This window comes from Streptomyces sp. UNOC14_S4, assembly GCF_020740835.1.
Taxonomy (GTDB): domain Bacteria; phylum Actinomycetota; class Actinomycetes; order Streptomycetales; family Streptomycetaceae; genus Streptomyces.
Genome location: NZ_JAINFC010000115.1, coordinates 1 through 17,513, shown reverse-complemented (window position 1 = coordinate 17,513; position 17,513 = coordinate 1). Strand labels below are relative to the sequence as shown.

Sequence of the window (17,513 nt, the reverse complement as noted above, 5' to 3'; positions counted from 1 at the left end):
TCCCACGGTTCCTCGACCAGGACGCGGCCGCCGTACTCGAGGGAGACGAGATAGTCCCCGTACGCCCCGGCCGGCAGGTCGACGTCGAGGGCGAGACGGGCCCGGCCGCCCGCGGCGATGGAGCCGCGCCACGTCTGCTTCTCCCAGGAGGGGGACAGCACGCCGTGCGAGGTGCCGATGCGGAAGACGGGGTCACGGGCCGGGGCGGAGCCCAGATTGCCGACGGTCACGACGAGCCGCCGCCGCGGCGGGGCCCCGAACCACGTCAGGAGCCCGCTGGAGCCCTCCAGGCGCGCCCCCAGCACGCCGAGCCGCGCGTCACCCTCCGGCGGCGGCAGCGCGGCGACAGCGTGCCCCGCGACCGTGAAGGCCGTGTCCACGGCCTCCGCGGCCTCCGGCTCGCCCGTCACCGCCGCCACATGCACGACGCACGGGCACGGCTTCGGCGGCTCGGCGACCGGGATCTCCTTGCTGAAGGACCCGTCGGCCCCCGTGGTCACCGCGCGGCCGTCCGCGTTGGCGCACGCGTTCGTGCCGCCGATCATGTTCTGGCCGCAGATGAGCACCATGAGCAGGGTCCGCGGCGCCCACTCCGTACCGCTGACGGTGACGGTGCCGCCCTTGCCCGCCTCGGTCCGGTCGAGGCGGACGGAGGGCCCGTCCGCGCCCGCCATGCCCGAGGCGCGCCCCGCCGGGACGAGGACCAGCAGGAGCGCCAGCACGGCCAGGAGGGCCGCCGCGATGCCCGCGCCGCGCGCGCCCGACGCGCGGTTCACGCCGCCTCCACCGCCCCCGCCGTCCCCTCCGTACGGATGCCGGGGCGCGGACGACGGCGTACGCGCCGTACGAGCAGGAGCACGCCGCCCCCGAGCACCAGGGCCGCCCCGCCGAGGGTGGGCAGCACCCAGACCAGAGGCGTGTAGGAGCGCGAGGCGGTCGCGCGGGCCGCGCCGGGCGCCGTTGCCGTGACGTGCACGCGTACGGAGTCCAGGCGCGGCGCGTCCGGCCACCATTCGGTCAGCCGGACCCGGCCGCCCGGCGGCAGCTCCGCCGGCACGTCCGTGGGCGTACGGCGCAGGACCGTCCCGAAGAGGCCGTCCGCGCGGATGGCCAGGTGCGGGGCGAGCACGGTGTTGCCCCGGTTGACCAGGGCGTACCGGATGACGGCTCCCCCGCCCGACCTGCCGACCCGCAGGTGCTCGACGCCGAGTGCCGGGAGCGCGGGCGGCCCGGTGACCCGTACGGCGAGCCGTACGCGCACCTGCCGCCCGTCTCCGCCGACGACGAGCGCGCCGGTACTGCCTCCCGGCCGCGCCGCGCTGGGCACGGTCACGGTGAACGGGACGTCCGCGCGGGTGTGCGCCGGTACGTCCACCCGTGGCGCGGCGACGGCGATCCCCGGGCCGTCACCGCCGACGGTGAGGCGGCGGGGCCGGTCACCGGGGTTGACGAGGGCGAGCCTGTCCTCGAACACGGTGCCGGGCGCGCCCTCGAAGTAGAACTCGGCGCGCTCGCCGGGCCCGGGCCGTTCCTTCCCCGCCGGTGCCGGGGCGGCGGTCCAGGGCTCCTCGGCCGCGACGGGCGTGAGCGGGAGCAGGCCCAGTGCCAGGGCTGCGCAGAGCGCCGTGGCCGCGCGGCGGGGGGACAAGGCCACCGCCTAGCGTGTCGTCGCGCGCCGCCGCGTGAGCCACAGCACGCCCGCGACGCCCGTCAGCAGGACCGTGCCGCCCAGCGTGCCCAGGGCCACCGCGGAGTCCGAGGGGCCTGTCTGCGGGAGCTTGCCGCCGCCTGTGGTGCCCGTGGTACCCGTGGTTCCCGTGCCGGAGCCTCCGGTCGTGCCACCCGTACCGCCCGTACCTCCCGTACTGCCGCCGGAGCCGGAGTCGGAGCCGCCCGTGGACGTACCGCTCGACGTACCGCTCGTCGACGTACCGCTCGACGAGCCTCCGGTGGTGGAGCCGCCCGCCTTGACCTCCAGGGACAGTGACGGCTTCGGGTCGTTGGAGGGTGTGCAGGTCGTCGTCGTGCCCAGGGCCTGGATCGTGAGCACGGAGGCCGTGAAGGTGACCGTGCCGCTCTTCTTGGGGGTGTAGGTGCCCGACAGGTCGCCGATCTTGATGGGCGTGTTGGCGGGTATCTCCTCGGAGTTGGGCGGGCCCGCGACGTCCACCGTGCCGGAGTCGGCACCGCCGAGCTTGATGACCGCGCTCGGTTTCATCGCGCCCTTGCCGAGCGCGATCGGGCTGGAGGAGACGCCCTTCGCGAAGGTCATGGTGAGCTTGTACGCGTCGCCGCTCGCGTCCGCCTTGATGTCGATGGGCGACACGGCGCTCCTGTCGCCGATGGGTGTCTTGCACTGGTAGTTGACGTCGACCGTCTCCGCGTGCGCGGCGGGTGCGGTGAGGAGGAACGCTCCCCCGGCGAGGGCTGTGGAGAGGGCCACCGCGCCTGCGCGGCGGGCGCCGACGGGATGGCGTGTGGGACGGCGTGGGTTGTGGGGCATCTCGGGTTCCCCTCTCGTCCGGCGCCGTAGCCGGACAACTCTGACGGCACATCAGATCGGGCGCCGACGGTACGCCGGGGCTCCTTCGGAGGGAAGAGAGAGAACGCGTCTGTTTGGGGGTGGGGTACGCCTACCGGGCTGCCACATGAGCTCCATTTGCGACCGCGGGTCCGTTGTGGCTGGCCGCGCCCACGCGGCGGAGCCGCACATACAACACAGCCCCGCGCCCCTGTTGGGGCGCCCCGTCACGCAGGCGCGGCCAGTTCCGCCCAGACCGTCTTGCCCTCGCCGCTTTCGTTGCGGACGACGCCCCAGTCGAGGCAGAGCCGCTGCACGATGAACATGCCGTGCCCGCCCGGACGCCCGGCACGGTGCGGCGTGCGGGGCGCGGGCGTGCCCGCGCCGAGGTCGACGACCTCCAGGCGCAGCACCTTGCCGACGTGGGCGACGCGCAGTTCCTCGGGGCCGTCGGCGTGCAGGCAGGCGTTGGTGACCAGCTCGGAGACGACCAGCAGGACGTCCTCGGCGGCGGCGCGGTGATCGGCGGTGGCCGCGGGCAGCCAGCCCCAGTCCTGGAGCGCCTGGCGGGTGAAGTCGCGGGAGCGCGGCACGGCACCGCTGACCCCGACGAGCCGCAGCCTGCGGACCTGCACCGCGGGCGGCGGAATGGCGTCGGAGGCGCCGCCCGCGTCCGGGCCGGGCTCACCCGGCGACGGGACCGGCCGCGTGGTGCTCATCAGCGCTTCACCTCACCGATTCGCCGACTCGGGGTTGATGGATACCTGGGGATACGAGAGAGATTCAAAAGCGGAGTCAGCAGACTCCTGCCCGACCGATCCGCCGGAACACCCACTTCTTCGGCGGGGGCCCTGTGACGAGGGCAACCCCGGTGTCAAGCGGTGACGACGGCGGGAGCGGGGGCGGTGACACACATCACTCGGCGACGGCCGCATCGACGGTGTCGTGTACATGAAAGACAGCCTCGGCGCCGGTGATCTCGAAGACCCGGGCGACGACCGGCCGCATCGCGGCGAGGTGGATGCCCCCGCCCGCGGCCTCGGCGGCCAGCCTGGCGCCGAGCAGCACATTGAGCCCGGTGGAGTCGCAGAACTCCAGCTTCGAGCAGTCCACGACCACCCGCGGGCTGATCTCGCCGACGCACCGGTCGAGCGGTTCCCGCAGCAGCTCCGCCGTGTGGTGATCGAGCTCACCCATCGGCGTCACGACCGCACTCGCTCCGTGGCGCCGGACCTCTACATTCAGCCGGCCCCTGCTGGCGCTGCCGGCCATCCCGCGGTCCATGCGCATCCCTTCCCGGTTGCTTGCGTGGACTGTCAGAACATTACGCCTTCCCTACGCCCCCGGGAAGCCGAAGATCCGTCATTTCGTGACATAGACGGATAACACAGACTTGCTTTAGGGCAAGGGGGACAGGTAGGGCTAGAAGACAGACATCCACCACTGACGGCTCGGAGGCGCCGCAAACCACAGCACGACGTCAAGGCATCGGCGGCCTTATATGCCGAGAATGATGGAGGAGACCATGTCACCCCGGCTCGACGGACCGCGCACCGGAACCCTTCGGGAGACCGCGTCGTCGACGATCCCGCAGCAGCAGAACGGGCGCCAGCGCCCCGGGCTCCACGACGGACCCGCATACGACGACGCGTACGACAGCACGTACGGCACGCACAGCACGCACAACACCACGTACGACACCGCGTACGACGAGACTTCCGGGCTCCACGGCGGGCCCGATTCCCCGGCGCTCCCCGCGCTCCCGGCACTCTCCGGGCTCCCGGAGATACCCCCGTACGACGAGGTGGGGCCGGACGACGCGCGAGCCCTCTCCAAGACCCTCTTCGCCCGCCTCGCGGAGCTGGAGGAGGGCACCCACGAGTACGCCTACGTACGCAACACCCTGGTCGAACTCAACCTCGCGCTGGTGAGGTTCGCCGCGTCGCGGTTCCGCACCCGCAGCGAGCCGATGGAGGACATCGTCCAGGTCGGCACGATCGGCCTGATCAAGGCCATCGACCGTTTCGAGCTCTGCCGGGGCGTGGAGTTCCCCACCTTCGCGATGCCGACGATCATCGGCGAGATCAAGCGCTTCTTCCGGGACACCAGTTGGTCCGTGCGCGTGCCGCGCCGGCTCCAGGAACTCCGGATCGACCTCGCCAAGGCCCGCGACGAACTGGCGCAGCAGCTCGACCGCTCCCCCACCGTCGGCGAACTCGCCCAGCGGCTCGGGATCACCGAGGACGAGGTGCTGGAGGGCATGGCGGCGAGCAACGCGTACACCGCGAGCTCTCTGGACGCGCAGCCCGCCGACGACGACGCGGAGGGCACGCTGGCCGCGCGCATCGGCTACGAGGACAACGGCCTGGAGGGCATCGAGTACGTCGAGTCCCTCAAGCCCCTCATCGCCGAACTCCGGCCGCGCGACCGGAAGATCCTCTCCTTGCGCTTCGTGGCCAACATGACGCAGTCGGAAATAGGAGAGGAGCTGGGCATCTCCCAGATGCACGTCTCGCGCCTGCTCTCCCGAACCCTGGTACGACTACGCCGCGGACTGCTGTCCGAGGAGTAAGCGCGCCCCGTAAGGGGCGCGGGGAACTGCGCGCCCAGCCACACACGGCCCGCAGCCGCGCACGCAGCACAAGAGGCACCCCGGTGGGCGCAACGGTCCACCGGGCCCGCACCCGCGCGCGCAGCGCAAGACGCACCCCGGTGGGCGCAACAGGGGCCCGGAGGCGCAGCCCCCCAGCGGGAGCGAACCGGCATCATGACGCCATGAGCGTGACCATCGACATCGCCGGCCTCCCCCCGGAGGGCATCGTCTTCGAGACGTCCCCCCTGGCCGAACTGTGCCTCACCCTGCACGCGCTGTCGGAACCGGGTCACCACCCGGGACGGGAAGGCTGGGCGCAGGCCACCGCCGCCGCGCTCCGCCCCGATCTCGCCGACCGGCTGCAGGAGGCGGACTTCCTGTGGCGGAACACGTTCTCGGACCTGTTCATGCCGTTCGCCGGGGTGCGCGGCGGTGACGGCAGGGCCGGTGCGACGCTCGCCGAGGAGCTCGACATGTTGGACGAGCTGGACGACGAGCAGTTCGTGGTGACGGCCCTGGAGTTCACCTGCCTCAGCTCGTACGACCGGGGCGGGCCGTCGCCGCTCAGTGACGCGGAAACGCGGGCCAGGGTGCTGGAGCTGGCCCTGGCCCGCGGGCCGGGGCAGGCGGAGTTCGCCGGGCGGCTGCTGCGCGACCCCTGCTCCGTACGGGCGTGGGTGCGGCGGCTCTTCGAGGACTGCGATGAAGCGTTCTTCGCGGACATCTGGCGACGGATCGAGCCCGCGCTGGCCGCCGACGCGCGGCACAAGGCGGAGCTGCTGCGGCACAAGGGGCTCGACGCGGCCCTGGCCGCGGTGTCGCCCGCGCTCGCGCTGGAGGAGGACGGCGCGCGCATCCGGGTGGACAAGCTGGCGGAGGGGCACGCCACGGCGTTCGCCCCGGACGTGGCACCGGGCCTGACGTTCGTACCGTCGCACTTCGGCTGGCCGCACCTGATGGTGCTGCACCGGCCCAGGTGGCGCCCTGTCGTGCACTACCCGATCGGCTCGCCGGAGCTCCCCGCGGCCACCTCGGTCGAGCTGCTGAAGCTGCGCCTGGAGGCCCTGGCCCACCCCGTACGCATGCAGCTGTGCCGCAGTACCGCCCGGGCCCCGCACACGACCGGCGAGCTGGCCGGTGTCCTGGGCCTCACCGCCCCCGAGGTCTCCCGCCACCTCGCCGTCCTGCGCCGGGCGGGCCTGATCACCGCCCAGCGGCGCGGCCGCTACGTCCACTACCAGCTGGACGTCAGGGCGGTGGCCCGGCTCAGCGGCGAGTTCCTGGAGGGCATCCTGCGCTGAGGGCCGGTCCCGGACGCGGGTTCCCGGTCAGCGGGGACGGGAGAAGCGGCGGGCGGCCACGGCGAGCGCCGTCAGGCCGATCGTGGCGGTGATCGCGAGTTCCGCGGCGGTGGACGGCCGCCAGCCGGCGGGCCAGGTGTCCGTCGCGGCGGCGGCCGGGACGGGAGCATGGGCCGCGACGGCTTGGCGCAGGAGATCGACCGCGTAGGTCAGGGGATTGGCCAGGCAGAGCGCCGTGAGCCAGGTCGGCAGTGCGGCCAGCGGAAACATCGCCCCGGACAGAAAGAGCATCGGTGTCAGGGTGAAGCTCAGCACGGCCTGGAAGGTCTGCATACGGGTGATGCACACGGCGGCGAGGGTACCGAGGGCGGTCATGGTCAGCGCGGTGAGGGCCAGTTCGCCGACCAGGGTGGCGATCAGGACAGGGCGATAGGGCACGTGAGCGGTCCAGGCGAGGCCGATGACGACAAGCCCCTGGCAAGTGGCCACGGTCGCCCCGCCCACGCACTTGCCCAGGAGCAGGCTGCCGCGCCGGACAGGGGCGACGAGCATCTCGCGCAGGAATCCGGTCTCGCAGTCCCAGACGATGGATGCCCCCGCGGCGATGGCCGGCAGCTGGACGGTCATCATCAGCACGCCCGGGAAGAGGTAGGCGCGGTAGTCGCTCGTACCGGCGGGGGTGGAGACCATGGTGCTGAGCCCGGTGCCTAGTACCAGCAGGGTGAAGACCGGCTGGAGCAGGTTCACGGCGATCAGGCTCCGGTTGCGCAAGAAGCGGAGCATTTCGCGCTGCCAGACGACCCTGACGGCACGCAGCTCGCCGGTGAGTCCGCGCGTGGCCGGGGGCGGCACGGGGACGGCGGTACGGATGACCTCGTCGGTCACGGTCATGGCGCTCGTCTCCGCACTCTCCTCGCGCGTCGTACGGGTGGCCGGGATGCCGGGGACGGCTGCCGCCCAGTGGGGTCTTCGGCGTCGCGGATGGTCCGTCCGGTGCAGCACAGGAAGACGTCGTCGAGGCTGGGCCGGGTGACGGTGACCGACAGCACCGGCACACCGAGGTCCGCGCACAGTGCCGGCACGAAGGCGGCACCGTCCGGCACGTGGATGCACAGCCCGTCGGATCCGGCGGTGGCGTCCAGACCGAACCGCCGTCGCAGGGCGGTCAGCGCCATGCGGTCGTCAATGGTGCGGAGTCGGACGCGGTCGGTGCCGATCGCGGCCTTGAGGGCGGCCGGTGTCCCTTCGGTGACGATGCGGCCGTCGTCCATGATGGCGATCCGGTCGCAGTGCTCGGCCTCGTCCAGATAGTGAGTGGTCAGGAAGAGAGTGATCGCCTGTTCTTCGCGGACGCGGTGCAGGTGCTCCCACAACTGCGCCCGGGACAGCGGGTCCAGGCCGATGGTGGGCTCGTCCAGGAACAGCACCTGTGGTGAGTGCAACAGGCCGCGGGCGATCTCCAGTCGGCGTTTCATGCCGCCCGAGAAGGTGCGGACAAGACTGTCCCGTCGGTCGGAAAGGCCCACCAGGCCGAGCATTTCGGCTGTCCTGGCGCGTGCTGTGTGTCTCGGCAGACCGTAGAGGTCGGCGTGGAAGCGCAGGTTCTCGCCCGCCGTCAGCTCCCCGTCGACGGTGAGGTCCTGGAAGACGAGACCGATGCGGCGGCGTACGTCGTCCGGGGCGGTGACCACGTCCGCCCCGGCCACGCTCGCCCGGCCCGCGGTGGGCCGGGCGAGCGTGCAGAGCATGGCGATGGTGGTGGATTTGCCCGCCCCGTTGGGACCGAGGAAACCGAAGGTCTCACCCGGGCGCACGGTGAGGTCGACCCCGCGCACGGCCTCCACCCCCGGGTACGACTTGCACAGGCCGCGGGCGAGGATGGTCGGCGGGCCGGACGGCACCTGGACGGGGCTCGTCACGGGCTCTCCGCCTTGTCTGACAAAGCCTTGTCGGGCAAAGCCTTGTCGGGCAAAGAAGGCCCCCGTCCCGGCGGGACGACGACGATCGGCCGCATCTGCGTGGTGGACAAGGGCTCGTCGACGGGGCGGCCTTCCGCCTCGACCCAGGCGTGGGCCTGGAAGGGGACACTGCGTACACCGGCGCACCAGACCGGCCACGAGCCGTGGGTCCGGCACAACAGGGCCGTGGCGATGGATCGTGGCAGGCAGCCCTGCCCTGCGCACCGGACGCTGACGGCGGTCACTGTCCGGCGTGCTCTGCTCGCCTCGGTGTAGCTGGCGGGTCTGGCGCCCCGGGCGCAGAAGGTGAGGATGCGACGGATCCTGGCGGGCGGCAGCCGTCCGATCAGGTGGCCGGCGCCGACTGCGAGCATCGCCGGCGGGCGGCGACGCAGAGGGAGCCGGAACGCATCACCAGTGGTGGCCGGCGCGGTCATGGTGCTATCAGCCCGGCGGTGTGCAGCGTGTGGATGACCTCGGCGGCGTCGATGAGAGCTTGTTCTCTGGTGACGTCGTACCGCTCGGTGAGGGCGTCGGCGGCTTCGGCCTCGCCGCCGCCGTCGATCAGGACGCCGAGCACGACGGCGCCGCTGTCGTTGAGCTGGTAGTAGCGTCCGGTGCGCTCGTCCAGCAGTACCAGTCCGTCGACGACGGGCACCGTTGAGACGTCCGCCCTCAGGTTCGGCATCGGAGTTTCCTCGCTTTCGCCGTGAGTTGCGAGTTGGCGCGGAGCCAGGTCTCCACCGCGAGCGTCATCTCCAGGTAGCCGACCGGCAGCCGGGGCGGGTAGAGGACGAGGGCCGCCTGTCGGAGCGTTTCTGTGTCGACCAGGCCGAGACGGGCCATGTGGGAGTCGGTGAGAAGTTCCGCGAGCTCGGCTCGCCGGGCCAGAAGCCCACTGTGGACTTCTCTGGAGAATTCCGCCTTGTTGCGCCGCGCGAGGACTTCGCCGGGGACGATGTCCCGCATCGCCGCGACGGTGAGGGGCTTGAAGACGAAAGGCGTGGTGCGCTCGTGGAGCCGCACGGCCAGGCATGCCTCGATGACCCGGTCGTCCAGGAACGGGAAGTGGTAGGGAAGGCCCGCCTCGGCGGTGTAGCGGGCGATCTGCCGACAAGGCCGCGTCGACGGAATGATGTGCATCAGCGCCATGTGCTGTCCCCGGGTGGGGGCAAGGGGACTGATCGCTTCGAGCTCGCGAAGGATCACATGCCGGAGGTGTTCTCGCGCTTCGGCGGTGATCCACGGGGGCAGTGCGGGGGGTGCGTCCCACCCCATCATGGCGGGTCTGCGATCGTTCACGTACATCGGGCTCAGGTCGCTCATGGCGTCACCGAGCCACCGCTGATAGGACCGCCGGTCGGTTGCGGCACGGATCGTCGCGCCCAGCGTCCACCGGCATTCAGCCGACAGGGCGCGAAGATGCCGCAGACCTGTCCGGAGGTTCGCGCGGAGAGTGTCATGGATGTAGGCGTCCATCGCCTGGACGACCTGGTCACCGCCCTCGCCGGTCAGGTGCAGTCGCGATCCCTTGGCCGACAGCAGGGTGGCGAGCTCGGTGCGTGTGCCCCGGATCCGCCCGCCCAGGGCGGGTTCGTCGAGACCCTGCCCGGCTGTCAGCAACCCGGTGTAAAAGGGAGCCAGCTCGTTCGGATCCATCAACAGGTGTTCGGCGCCGGGCAAATGAGCCGCTGCACGGCGTGCCCAGACAGCATCGTCGTGCCCACCGTCGATCCCCGACTGGGTGAACATAATGAGCTTCGCGGGGCCGCGCGCGGCCAGGAAGCAGACCGGCGTCGAGTCGAGACCCCCGGAGAGGTCGGCGCTGACCACTCCTCCAGCGGCCGTACGCACGCCCACCGCGTCGGCGAGGGCCTGGGCGAACCTCGGTGCGCCCTCCTCGAGGGACAAGTGCGGCTGCGGGGGCTGCCACCACCGCACGACCCGCTCACCACCCCTCGGGCTCAGACACAGGTCGTAGCCCTCGGGCACGGCGGAGACCTCCCGCCAGAGCGGACGCCCGCCGAACGGATGGGGCACGGACGGCTCGAGCAGCCGGAGGATCAACGCATCCTCGTCGAGCGTCCCGCCAACGGCCCCGGCCAGTACGTCGGCCCGGTCACACCCGACCGTCACGCCGGCGATCCGCGCGGAGAAGAGCCGCCTCATGCCCGAGGCGGTACCACGCGCACGCACGTGACCGTCGAGCGAGGACACCAGGTGGAAACACCCCGGCATCCTCGCTGCGATACGGTCCAGGTCGTAGCCGGACCAGCTCATCCTGATCGAGTCTCTCCAGCGGCCGTCCAACCGCGGGAAGTCCCCGACCAGGGCCACGCGTCGAGATCCCGCCGAAATCACTGTCAGCTCGCCTTGCGCCCAACGTCCGACCAGCCATGGGTGGCCGGAGGCATGTGGTTCGCTCCGAACCTCCGCCTGCGCGCCGAGGACCTCAGCCGCACGTACGGCTTCGGCGCAGTCCGGAAGCACTGCGAACCAGCCTCGGCCTCGATTCGTATCCATACGTCTTCCATTCACTCCTCAGTGCGGAGAGTAAGAAGCTCATGGGCTCGGTGGTGCCCCGGATCACAGATCCGGGGCACCACCGAATCGTTCAGCGCATGAAGTCATTACGCTTGAAGACGGCGAGGTTACCGTCCGAGGCGATCCCGATGAAGCCGGTGGTCATTTCACCGAACCCGCCGATCTCGACGAGGGATGGCGCCTGATACTGGCTCTTGACCATGTCGCTTACCTTTCACATTTCTTTCGCTCCCCCACACCCCCTGTGAGCGTGGAAGTACTGCTCGGTGGCGCCCCTGCACCCTGGAGATCGGGGCCCATCGAAATCGCTCAGCGCATGAAGTCGCCGCGCTTGAGGATCTGGAAGCTGCTGTCTGGCGTGAAGCCATCCCAGCCGGTAGTCAGCTCACTGAACTCACCGATCTCGACGAGGGACGGCGCCTGATACTGTTCCTTGGCCATATCGCTAACCTCTCACTTCCCCCACACCCCTGTGGGCGCAGATGCACTACTCGGCGACGACCTGCATCGCGGGATGAAGGCACCATCAAATGCCTCTAACGGGCAAAATCACTAGTGCGCTTGAAGAACGTGAAAACGCCATCAGAAGCGTCGCCACCAAACCCCGTGGTCAGTTCTCCGAAGTTTCCGATATCAACGAGGGACGGCGTCTGGTACGGGACCTTGACCATGTCACTTACCTTTCTTTTCCCCGCGCTCCCGGTGAGCGCGGAGGAACTACTCAATGACGCCTCGCAGCGCGGGGTGGGAGCGTCACTGAATTCACCTAACGAGCAAGTCCGGGGCGGATGTAAGTCGGGAAAAGACCGTCAGACGCGGTGCCGATGCCCAAGTCTCCGGTCAGCTTGCCGAAGTTGCCGATCTCGACGAGAGCCGGCACCTGATACTCAATCTTCTCCATTTCACGCGCCTCCTGCGATCGCAGCTTTTCCTGAGGTGACCGCTCGGCATGAGCGGTGACAGAACCGATGAGTCACCCTCCCCCACGAGACCTGCAACACAGTCCCTCCATACACCGGAAGGGGAGTTTCCCTCAGCTCGGAGACTGCGCCTTTCCAGGGTTTTTTTAAATAGCATCACGCGAGCACCACTCGAATGGCTCAGCAGTCAGATACGGCAGTGAACTCATGAGTCGCCAGACCCGAAAAAATCGACTTCCGGCAGCTTTGCCGCCGACCACTCAACTGGCGATAAGCCGCAGCACATCCCCCCTGACGACGCCCCCGAACTCTTCCGCTCCGGCGCATGTTCGGCCGCCGGGGTGGTCCAGTAATTCTCCCGGAGGTACGGCGCCTGAGATGCCGAACAAATGGCCTGGGAAATCTCTGCTTTGCCATGCAGAGCACCACCGATAGGATCTTCAGGGTCGCCGCGTCGACCTTCTCCCTCTTGTGGCCGCGATCCTGAAGCAGGCAGAGAACGCAATGCCCAATGATCGCCTGACGTTGTGCCCCAGCTCGCGCAGCGCGTACCTGCGGGCGAGGTGTTCCCCGCCCGAAGTCGGCACGGCGGCAATGGGCATCCGGAACGACCGCATCGGAGTGGCGATGGCCGTGACACCGTCCCGCGTCTTCCTCCGGCCTCCGCCCTCAGCGCGGAGGGCACGAGTGGGAAACGGCACCGCGCAGCAGCGCCCTCGCCAGCCGGGCCTACCGCACCCGTGGCGAGCGGCCAGGAAGCGGCCGCTTCGCGACATCACCGCCTCACTGATCCATGGCGAAAATACGTCGAACCGGCCCGCCACCAGATCGCGGTTTCCACGACCCGGTGCGCCGTGAACCGGCAAACCCCGACGTCCCGTTAAAGAATTGAGGGAAAGAACCCAACCCTTCCAAACCCCGCCGCTCACCCCATCGGGTGACAAGGTGGCAGGCATGGGCACCGGCGCGGTACGTTCGCGCCACAACCCCCATACGACGACGGCCCCCGCCGGGACTGGCATCCCGGACGAGGGCCTGATCATCAAGGAAGTCGACACCTTCCCCATGACTGACGCGCAGTCTAGCGCGCGTGCATCCGCGCGCACGGAGACACCGATGGCCGGGGTCGTTCACGTCCGGCACCGCCACGACACCCACTTCACCGTTGTCGGCAATCACCTCGCCCAGCACCTCCATCTCTCCGCCGTCGCGATCGGTATCGGGGTGTACATCCAGTCGCTCCCCGACGGCGCATTAGTCGGCATCAAGGACCTGACCCGCCGCTTCCGCGAAGGCGAGATCGCGATCGCCCGCGCGCTGAAGGAACTTGAGGCGGCCGGGTATCTGGAGCGGCGGCGCGTACGGTGCGCGGGCGGCCGGATGGCGACGCTGACGAGCTGGTACGAGCACCCCGAACACCGCGAGCGCTGCGCGGCGAGCGCGCCACGGCCTCGCCGCCGCCCACCAACCAACCCGGCACGCCGCCACGCAGGACCGGCCCCAGCTCTTGCCGACCGTCCCAGCGCCCCGCAGGCCCCTCCCGTCGGCCCGGCCGATCGCCCCGTCGGCCCGGCCGATCGCCCCGTCGATCTGGTGAAGCGGCGACGCCCCGTTGACACACCCCTGCCGCCCATCGACCAGGCCACCGACCGGACCGCCGTCGATCTCCTCGCCGGGCTGCGCCGCCGTGACCCCCGTCTGCTCCTCTCCGAGCGGGACGTTCAAATCCTCGCCCCGGACGTACGGGCCTGGCTCGACCGTGGCGTGGGCCCCGTCCAGCTCGCGCGCACCCTCGGCGGCGAGCTCCCCATGGGCGTCATCGCCCGCCCGGCCCGCCTCCTCGCCTACCGCCTGAGGGAGTGGCTGCCACCCGCGCTCCCCACTCAGCCCCTGGAACGTCCCGAGCAGCAGCGCGGCCGACCGCCCCTGCCGTTCCAGACCTGCGACGGCTGCGAACGCGCCTTCCGTGCGGCCGCACCCGGCAGGTGCCGCGACTGCCGGACGGCATTGAGCGCGGCTGGTCCGGCCGCATGAACAGGAGCACCCGAAAGCCCTCCACCGCTACGGTGAAGAAGGAAACAAGCGCCAAGAGGCCGCCGCTATGACCACTCAGCCGACACACCCCCATGCGCCGGAACCGGAACAGGTGCCCCGCACCTACGACGGGATCGTCGACGCCCTCCAAGGCTCTCGCCGGATGGCATTTTTCCGCGAGTTCGGTGAAGCACCCCACGACCAGGCCGAGGCCGTGCTCCGCCGCTGGTGGTGCGAAGCCATGCTCGACACCGACCCCGAAGCCGACCGCACCCGCGAAGCCGCGGTGGCAGGCACCCTGCACATGACCACAGTCGAGGAGGTTCTCGCCCGGAGGAAGGCGAGGGGCCTCCCCGTCGGCTGAGGACGAGGCCCAGGACGGCCGACCCTGCCACCTGTCCGACGAGGTCGCACGTGTCCAGCCGTTCTGACCGGGCCACCGGTCAGACCACAGGCCGGGTCACTTCGCGCACAGCGCCGTCGACAGGACCTTCAGGGCCGCCCGGTCGGCCTTCTCCCCCTTGAAGAGGTCCATGCCGAGGGCGAGGGTGATCTGCCGCTTGCCGTCGGCCGTGGTGAAGCTGAAGGTGTTGTAGCCGGGGACACTGCCCGTGTGGCCCCAGACGGGCTTCTCGCCGGGGCAGTAGCCGGAGTTGCTCTCCAGACCCAGGCCGTACCTGCGCTCCGGGCCGCGGTCCGTGGCGTGCAGGACGTTCATCTCGCGCCACAGGCGCTGCGGCAGCAGTTCGCCGCCGGCGAGCGCGCGGTAGAAGCGGTTGAGGTCGGCGGTGGTGGAGACGAGGTTGCCGGGGCCCGGGAAGGCGGTGGGGGTGAAGTCGGTGAAGTCCGTCGCGGCGGTCTCCTTGGGCAGGCGCTCGTAGCCGTTCAGGTGGCGGCCGGACAGGTGGGACGTCGTCGGAACGGACGTACCGGTCAGGTGCAGCGGGCGCACGATGCGCCGGTCGATCTCCTGGGCGAGCGTGCGGCCCGTGGTCTTCTCGACGAGCATGCCGAGGACGACGTAATTGGTGTTCGAGTACGCCCACTTGTCGCCCGGCTTGGTGCGCGGCTTGTCGGGGGTGTCCCGCTTGAGGGCCTCCTCGACCAGGCCACGCGGCGTGTAGTCGCCGTGCTGCACGGTCCTCAGGTAGCCGGGGCCGTTGTCCCACCAGGTGTCGGTGTAGTTGGGCAGGCCGCTGGTGTGGTTCAGCAGCTGCCGTACGGTGACGGGCACGCCGTCCTTGTCGGGGACGAGGCCGGGCAGGTGGCGCCCGATCGGGTCGTCCAGGCCGGCCTTGCCCTCGGCGACGAGCTGGAGCACGACGGTGGCGACGAAGCTCTTGGTCACGCTGCCCGCGCGGAAGCGGTCCCCGGGGCGCGCCTTCCGCCCGTCCGCGAGATCGGCGACACCGCTGCTGCCGCGCCAGACCCCGCGCCCGTCCCGCACCTCGGCGACCACACCGGGCACGCCCTCCGCCACGACGGCGTCCAGGGCCCGCTGGAGGTCACCGCGGTCGGCACCGCGCGCGGTGGAAGCGGCGGACCCGGCGGGCGCGGCGGCGACGGCGGGCGCCGCCGCGGGGGCGAGGGCCGCGGCTGCGAGCAGAACGGAGACGGCGGCGGTACGGCGACGCATTGACGGGACCTTCCGGAGCACGGTGACTGATGCTCCGTCACCGTATGCCGCGCACTCCACTGGCGTGATCATGACCAAGGATGATCACGCGACGGCCACCCCCTAAGGCATCCCCGAGCACGTGTCAGGGTGTCGAGGTGCCAGGGTCGCCATGTGGTGTGCCCCACAAGGGGTTGAACCTCACATCGACGTGAGCCTTTAGCCTTCCGGTCATGACGAACAGCCCACGCTCCGCCGACTCCTCCCCTGCCCCCTCCTCCACCGCTCCCTCCGCCGTGCACAACAGCAACCCCTTCAACCGGCGGGTCATCGAGGAGTTCCGGCGCAACGCGGGCCGGGTCGGCGGGCAGTTCGCCGGGACGAGTCTGCTGCTCCTCACCACGCGCGGGGCCCGCAGCGGGCTGCCCCGGACCACGCCGCTGGTCCACCTCCGGGACGGCGACCGGCTGCTCGTGTTCGCGTCGAACGGCGGCGCGCCCGTCGCTCCGGCCTGGTTCCACAACCTGACGGCGGCGCCCGACGACGTGGTGGTCGAGGTGGGCACGGAGCGCTATCCCGTACGGGCCCGCCTGGTGGACGAGTCCGAGCACGACGCCGTGTGGGCCCGGCAGATCGCCGTGGACCCGCAGTTCGCCGACTTCCGGGAGCGGGCGCGGCAGGCGGGCCGTACGACGCCGGTCGTGGCGCTGGAGCGGATCTCCTGAGGCGGGCTCCGGTCAGACCTCGCGTACGCCGCGCCGCCAGACCGCCGAGACCAGCGGGACGCCGGGCCGGTACGCGAGGTGGACGTGCGACGGCGCGTCGAGGAGCGCGAGGTCGGCGAGCGCGCCCGGGGCGATCCGGCCGATGTCGTCGCGGCGCAGTGCCGCCGCGCCGCCCGCCGTCGCGGACCACACCGCCTCGTCGGGGGTCATGCCCATGTCCCGCACCGCCAGGGCGACGCAGAAGGGCATGGAACTGGTGTAGGACGAGCCGGGGTTGCAGTCCGTGCTGAGGGCGACCGTGGCGCCCGCGTCGAGCAGGCGGCGCGCGTCGGGCCACTCGGCGCGCGTGGAGAACTCCGCGCCGGGCAGCAGCGTCGCCACGGTGTCGCCGTCGGCGAGCGCGTCGACGTCGGCGTCGGTGAGGTGGGTGCAGTGGTCGGCGGAGGCCGCGCCCAGCTCGACGGCGAGCTGCACGCCGGGCCCGTACGAGAGCTGGTTGGCGTGGACGCGCGGGATCAGCCCACGGGCGGCACCGGCGGTGAGGATCGCCCGGGCCTGGTCCCCGTCGAAGGCCCCCCGCTCGCAGAAGACGTCGACCCAGCGCGCGTGCGGGGCGCACGCGTCGAGCATCGCGCCGGTGACCAGCTCGACGTACCCGGCGGGGTCGTCCGCGTAGTCCGGGGAGACGATGTGGGCGCCGAGGTAGGTGACCTCGTCGGTGTGGGCGGCGGCGATCCGCAGGGCACGGGCCTCGTCCTCGACGGTGAGACCGTAGCCGGACTTGGTCTCCAGGGTGGTGGTGCCCTGGCGCAGCGCCTCGCGTATGTGGCGGACGAGGTTGGCCTCCAGCGCCCCGTCGGTGGCGGCGCGGGTCGCGGCGACGGTGGTGCGGATGCCGCCCGCGCTGTAGCTCCGCCCGGACATACGGGCGTTGAACTCGGCGGTGCGGTCACCGGCGAAGACCAGGTGGGAGTGGGAGTCGACGAAGCCGGGGAGGGCCGCGCGGCCCTCGGCGTCGACCCGGTTGTCAGTGGCGGGTGCTTTGCTTGACGCACCGACCCAGGCGACGCGGTCGCCGTCGACGACGACGGCCGCGTCCTGGATCAGTCCGAGCGGGCCTGCACCGAGGGAGGGATCGTTGGTGACGAGGCTGCTGATGTTGGTGATCACCGTGGTCGCCATGGGCGTACGGTCTCCTTCGGCTGCGGGGCGGTGGTGGCGGGCGTACGTCGTCGGGTGCGGACCGGCCGTGCGGTCCGGGGGAGACCCCCCGGACCCCCGAAGCGGCCCCGACGCTTGCCC

At 71.0% G+C, this 17,513-nt stretch carries 21 protein-coding genes; 5 read left to right on the top strand and 16 right to left on the bottom strand.

Features of this window, described 5'->3' with window-relative positions:
• From K6I34_RS13350 to K6I34_RS13330, 5 genes are all read right to left on the bottom strand, one after another.
• Positions 1 to 776: hypothetical protein (locus K6I34_RS13350; RefSeq protein WP_229325620.1), on the bottom strand; the 776-nt coding region annotated here is incomplete at its 3' end.
• Complete coding sequence (locus tag K6I34_RS13345) at positions 773 to 1,654, bottom strand: hypothetical protein (protein WP_229325618.1); 882 nt, start codon at positions 1,652 to 1,654, stop codon at positions 773 to 775. The genes K6I34_RS13350 and K6I34_RS13345, both read right to left, overlap by 4 nt.
• A 3-nt stretch (positions 1,655 to 1,657) precedes the next feature.
• A complete protein-coding gene (locus tag K6I34_RS13340; RefSeq protein ID WP_229325616.1) occupies positions 1,658 to 2,503 on the bottom strand; it encodes a peptidase in 846 nt (281 codons plus the stop codon).
• Positions 2,504 to 2,748: 245 nt separating this feature from the next.
• Complete coding sequence (locus tag K6I34_RS13335) at positions 2,749 to 3,240, bottom strand: ATP-binding protein (protein ID WP_229325614.1); 492 nt, start codon at positions 3,238 to 3,240, stop codon at positions 2,749 to 2,751.
• 196 nt (positions 3,241 to 3,436) lie between these two features.
• Complete coding sequence (locus K6I34_RS13330) at positions 3,437 to 3,805, bottom strand: STAS domain-containing protein (RefSeq protein ID WP_229325612.1); 369 nt, start codon at positions 3,803 to 3,805, stop codon at positions 3,437 to 3,439.
• Between the two features lie 229 nt (positions 3,806 to 4,034).
• Between K6I34_RS13330 and K6I34_RS13325 the strand changes: the two genes are divergently transcribed.
• Together K6I34_RS13325 and K6I34_RS13320 are read left to right on the top strand one after the other, a co-directional pair.
• Positions 4,035 to 5,093: an RNA polymerase sigma factor SigF gene (locus K6I34_RS13325; RefSeq protein ID WP_229325624.1), complete on the top strand. Its 1,059-nt coding sequence runs from the start codon at positions 4,035 to 4,037 to the stop codon at positions 5,091 to 5,093.
• 209 nt (positions 5,094 to 5,302) lie between these two features.
• Positions 5,303 to 6,415, top strand: a complete 1,113-nt coding sequence (locus K6I34_RS13320; protein WP_229325622.1) for a DUF5937 family protein — start codon at positions 5,303 to 5,305, stop codon at positions 6,413 to 6,415.
• 27 nt (positions 6,416 to 6,442) lie between these two features.
• On the opposite strand, the gene K6I34_RS13315 is transcribed toward K6I34_RS13320, so the two are convergent.
• The 9 genes from K6I34_RS13315 to K6I34_RS13285 all read right to left on the bottom strand — a co-directional run bounded on the left by K6I34_RS13315 (position 6,443) and on the right by K6I34_RS13285 (position 11,818).
• Positions 6,443 to 7,306, bottom strand: coding sequence for an ABC transporter permease (locus K6I34_RS13315; protein ID WP_229325611.1), 864 nt, complete (start codon positions 7,304 to 7,306; stop codon positions 6,443 to 6,445).
• Entirely contained in the window at positions 7,303 to 8,334 is a 1,032-nt protein-coding gene (locus K6I34_RS13310) for an ATP-binding cassette domain-containing protein (RefSeq protein ID WP_229325609.1), read from the bottom strand. Before K6I34_RS13310 ends, K6I34_RS13315 begins: the two co-directional genes overlap by 4 nt.
• Positions 8,331 to 8,810 (bottom strand): lasso peptide biosynthesis B2 protein, encoded by a 480-nt coding sequence (locus K6I34_RS13305; RefSeq protein WP_229325607.1) that lies wholly within the window; start codon positions 8,808 to 8,810, stop codon positions 8,331 to 8,333. Before K6I34_RS13305 ends, K6I34_RS13310 begins: the two co-directional genes overlap by 4 nt.
• Entirely contained in the window at positions 8,807 to 9,061 is a 255-nt protein-coding gene (locus tag K6I34_RS13300) for a lasso peptide biosynthesis PqqD family chaperone (protein ID WP_229325605.1), read from the bottom strand. The genes K6I34_RS13305 and K6I34_RS13300 overlap by 4 nt, the downstream gene beginning before the upstream one ends.
• The gene (locus tag K6I34_RS13295; RefSeq protein WP_229325603.1) at positions 9,049 to 10,710 is read right to left on the bottom strand and encodes an asparagine synthase-related protein; all 1,662 of its coding nucleotides are present in this window, start codon (positions 10,708 to 10,710) and stop codon (positions 9,049 to 9,051) included. The genes K6I34_RS13300 and K6I34_RS13295 overlap by 13 nt, the downstream gene beginning before the upstream one ends.
• A gap of 277 nt (positions 10,711 to 10,987) precedes the next feature.
• Positions 10,988 to 11,119 (bottom strand): hypothetical protein, encoded by a 132-nt coding sequence (locus K6I34_RS38260; protein WP_275127058.1) that lies wholly within the window; start codon positions 11,117 to 11,119, stop codon positions 10,988 to 10,990.
• A 107-nt stretch (positions 11,120 to 11,226) separates the two neighbouring features.
• Entirely contained in the window at positions 11,227 to 11,358 is a 132-nt protein-coding gene (locus K6I34_RS13290) for a lasso RiPP family leader peptide-containing protein (protein ID WP_229325601.1), read from the bottom strand.
• A 95-nt stretch (positions 11,359 to 11,453) separates the two neighbouring features.
• On the bottom strand, positions 11,454 to 11,588 hold the full coding sequence (locus K6I34_RS38865; protein WP_374230911.1) for a lasso RiPP family leader peptide-containing protein: 135 nt from the start codon (positions 11,586 to 11,588) through the stop codon (positions 11,454 to 11,456).
• Between the two features lie 95 nt (positions 11,589 to 11,683).
• Positions 11,684 to 11,818, bottom strand: a complete 135-nt coding sequence (locus K6I34_RS13285) for a lasso RiPP family leader peptide-containing protein (protein ID WP_229325599.1) — start codon at positions 11,816 to 11,818, stop codon at positions 11,684 to 11,686.
• 973 nt (positions 11,819 to 12,791) lie between these two features.
• Here K6I34_RS13285 and K6I34_RS13280 point away from each other — a divergent pair.
• Both K6I34_RS13280 and K6I34_RS13275 read left to right on the top strand, forming a co-directional pair.
• Positions 12,792 to 13,871: a hypothetical protein gene (locus tag K6I34_RS13280; RefSeq protein WP_229325597.1), complete on the top strand. Its 1,080-nt coding sequence runs from the start codon at positions 12,792 to 12,794 to the stop codon at positions 13,869 to 13,871.
• A 67-nt stretch (positions 13,872 to 13,938) separates the two neighbouring features.
• The gene (locus tag K6I34_RS13275) at positions 13,939 to 14,235 is read left to right on the top strand and encodes a hypothetical protein (protein WP_229325595.1); all 297 of its coding nucleotides are present in this window, start codon (positions 13,939 to 13,941) and stop codon (positions 14,233 to 14,235) included.
• Between the two features lie 96 nt (positions 14,236 to 14,331).
• Here the strand turns inward: K6I34_RS13275 and K6I34_RS13270 are convergent, their stop codons facing one another.
• Positions 14,332 to 15,507 carry a serine hydrolase gene (locus K6I34_RS13270; protein ID WP_229325593.1) on the bottom strand — a complete coding sequence of 392 codons (1,176 nt, stop codon included), beginning with the start codon at positions 15,505 to 15,507 and terminating at the stop codon, positions 14,332 to 14,334.
• 212 nt (positions 15,508 to 15,719) lie between these two features.
• Here K6I34_RS13270 and K6I34_RS13265 point away from each other — a divergent pair, with 212 nt between their 5' ends.
• Positions 15,720 to 16,211 (top strand): nitroreductase/quinone reductase family protein, encoded by a 492-nt coding sequence (locus K6I34_RS13265; RefSeq protein ID WP_229325591.1) that lies wholly within the window; start codon positions 15,720 to 15,722, stop codon positions 16,209 to 16,211.
• A 12-nt stretch (positions 16,212 to 16,223) separates the two neighbouring features.
• Here K6I34_RS13265 and hutI read toward each other — a convergent pair whose 3' ends face one another.
• Positions 16,224 to 17,393, bottom strand: coding sequence for an imidazolonepropionase (hutI, locus tag K6I34_RS13260; RefSeq protein WP_229325589.1), 1,170 nt, complete (start codon positions 17,391 to 17,393; stop codon positions 16,224 to 16,226).
• Positions 17,394 to 17,513 lie beyond the last annotated feature (120 nt).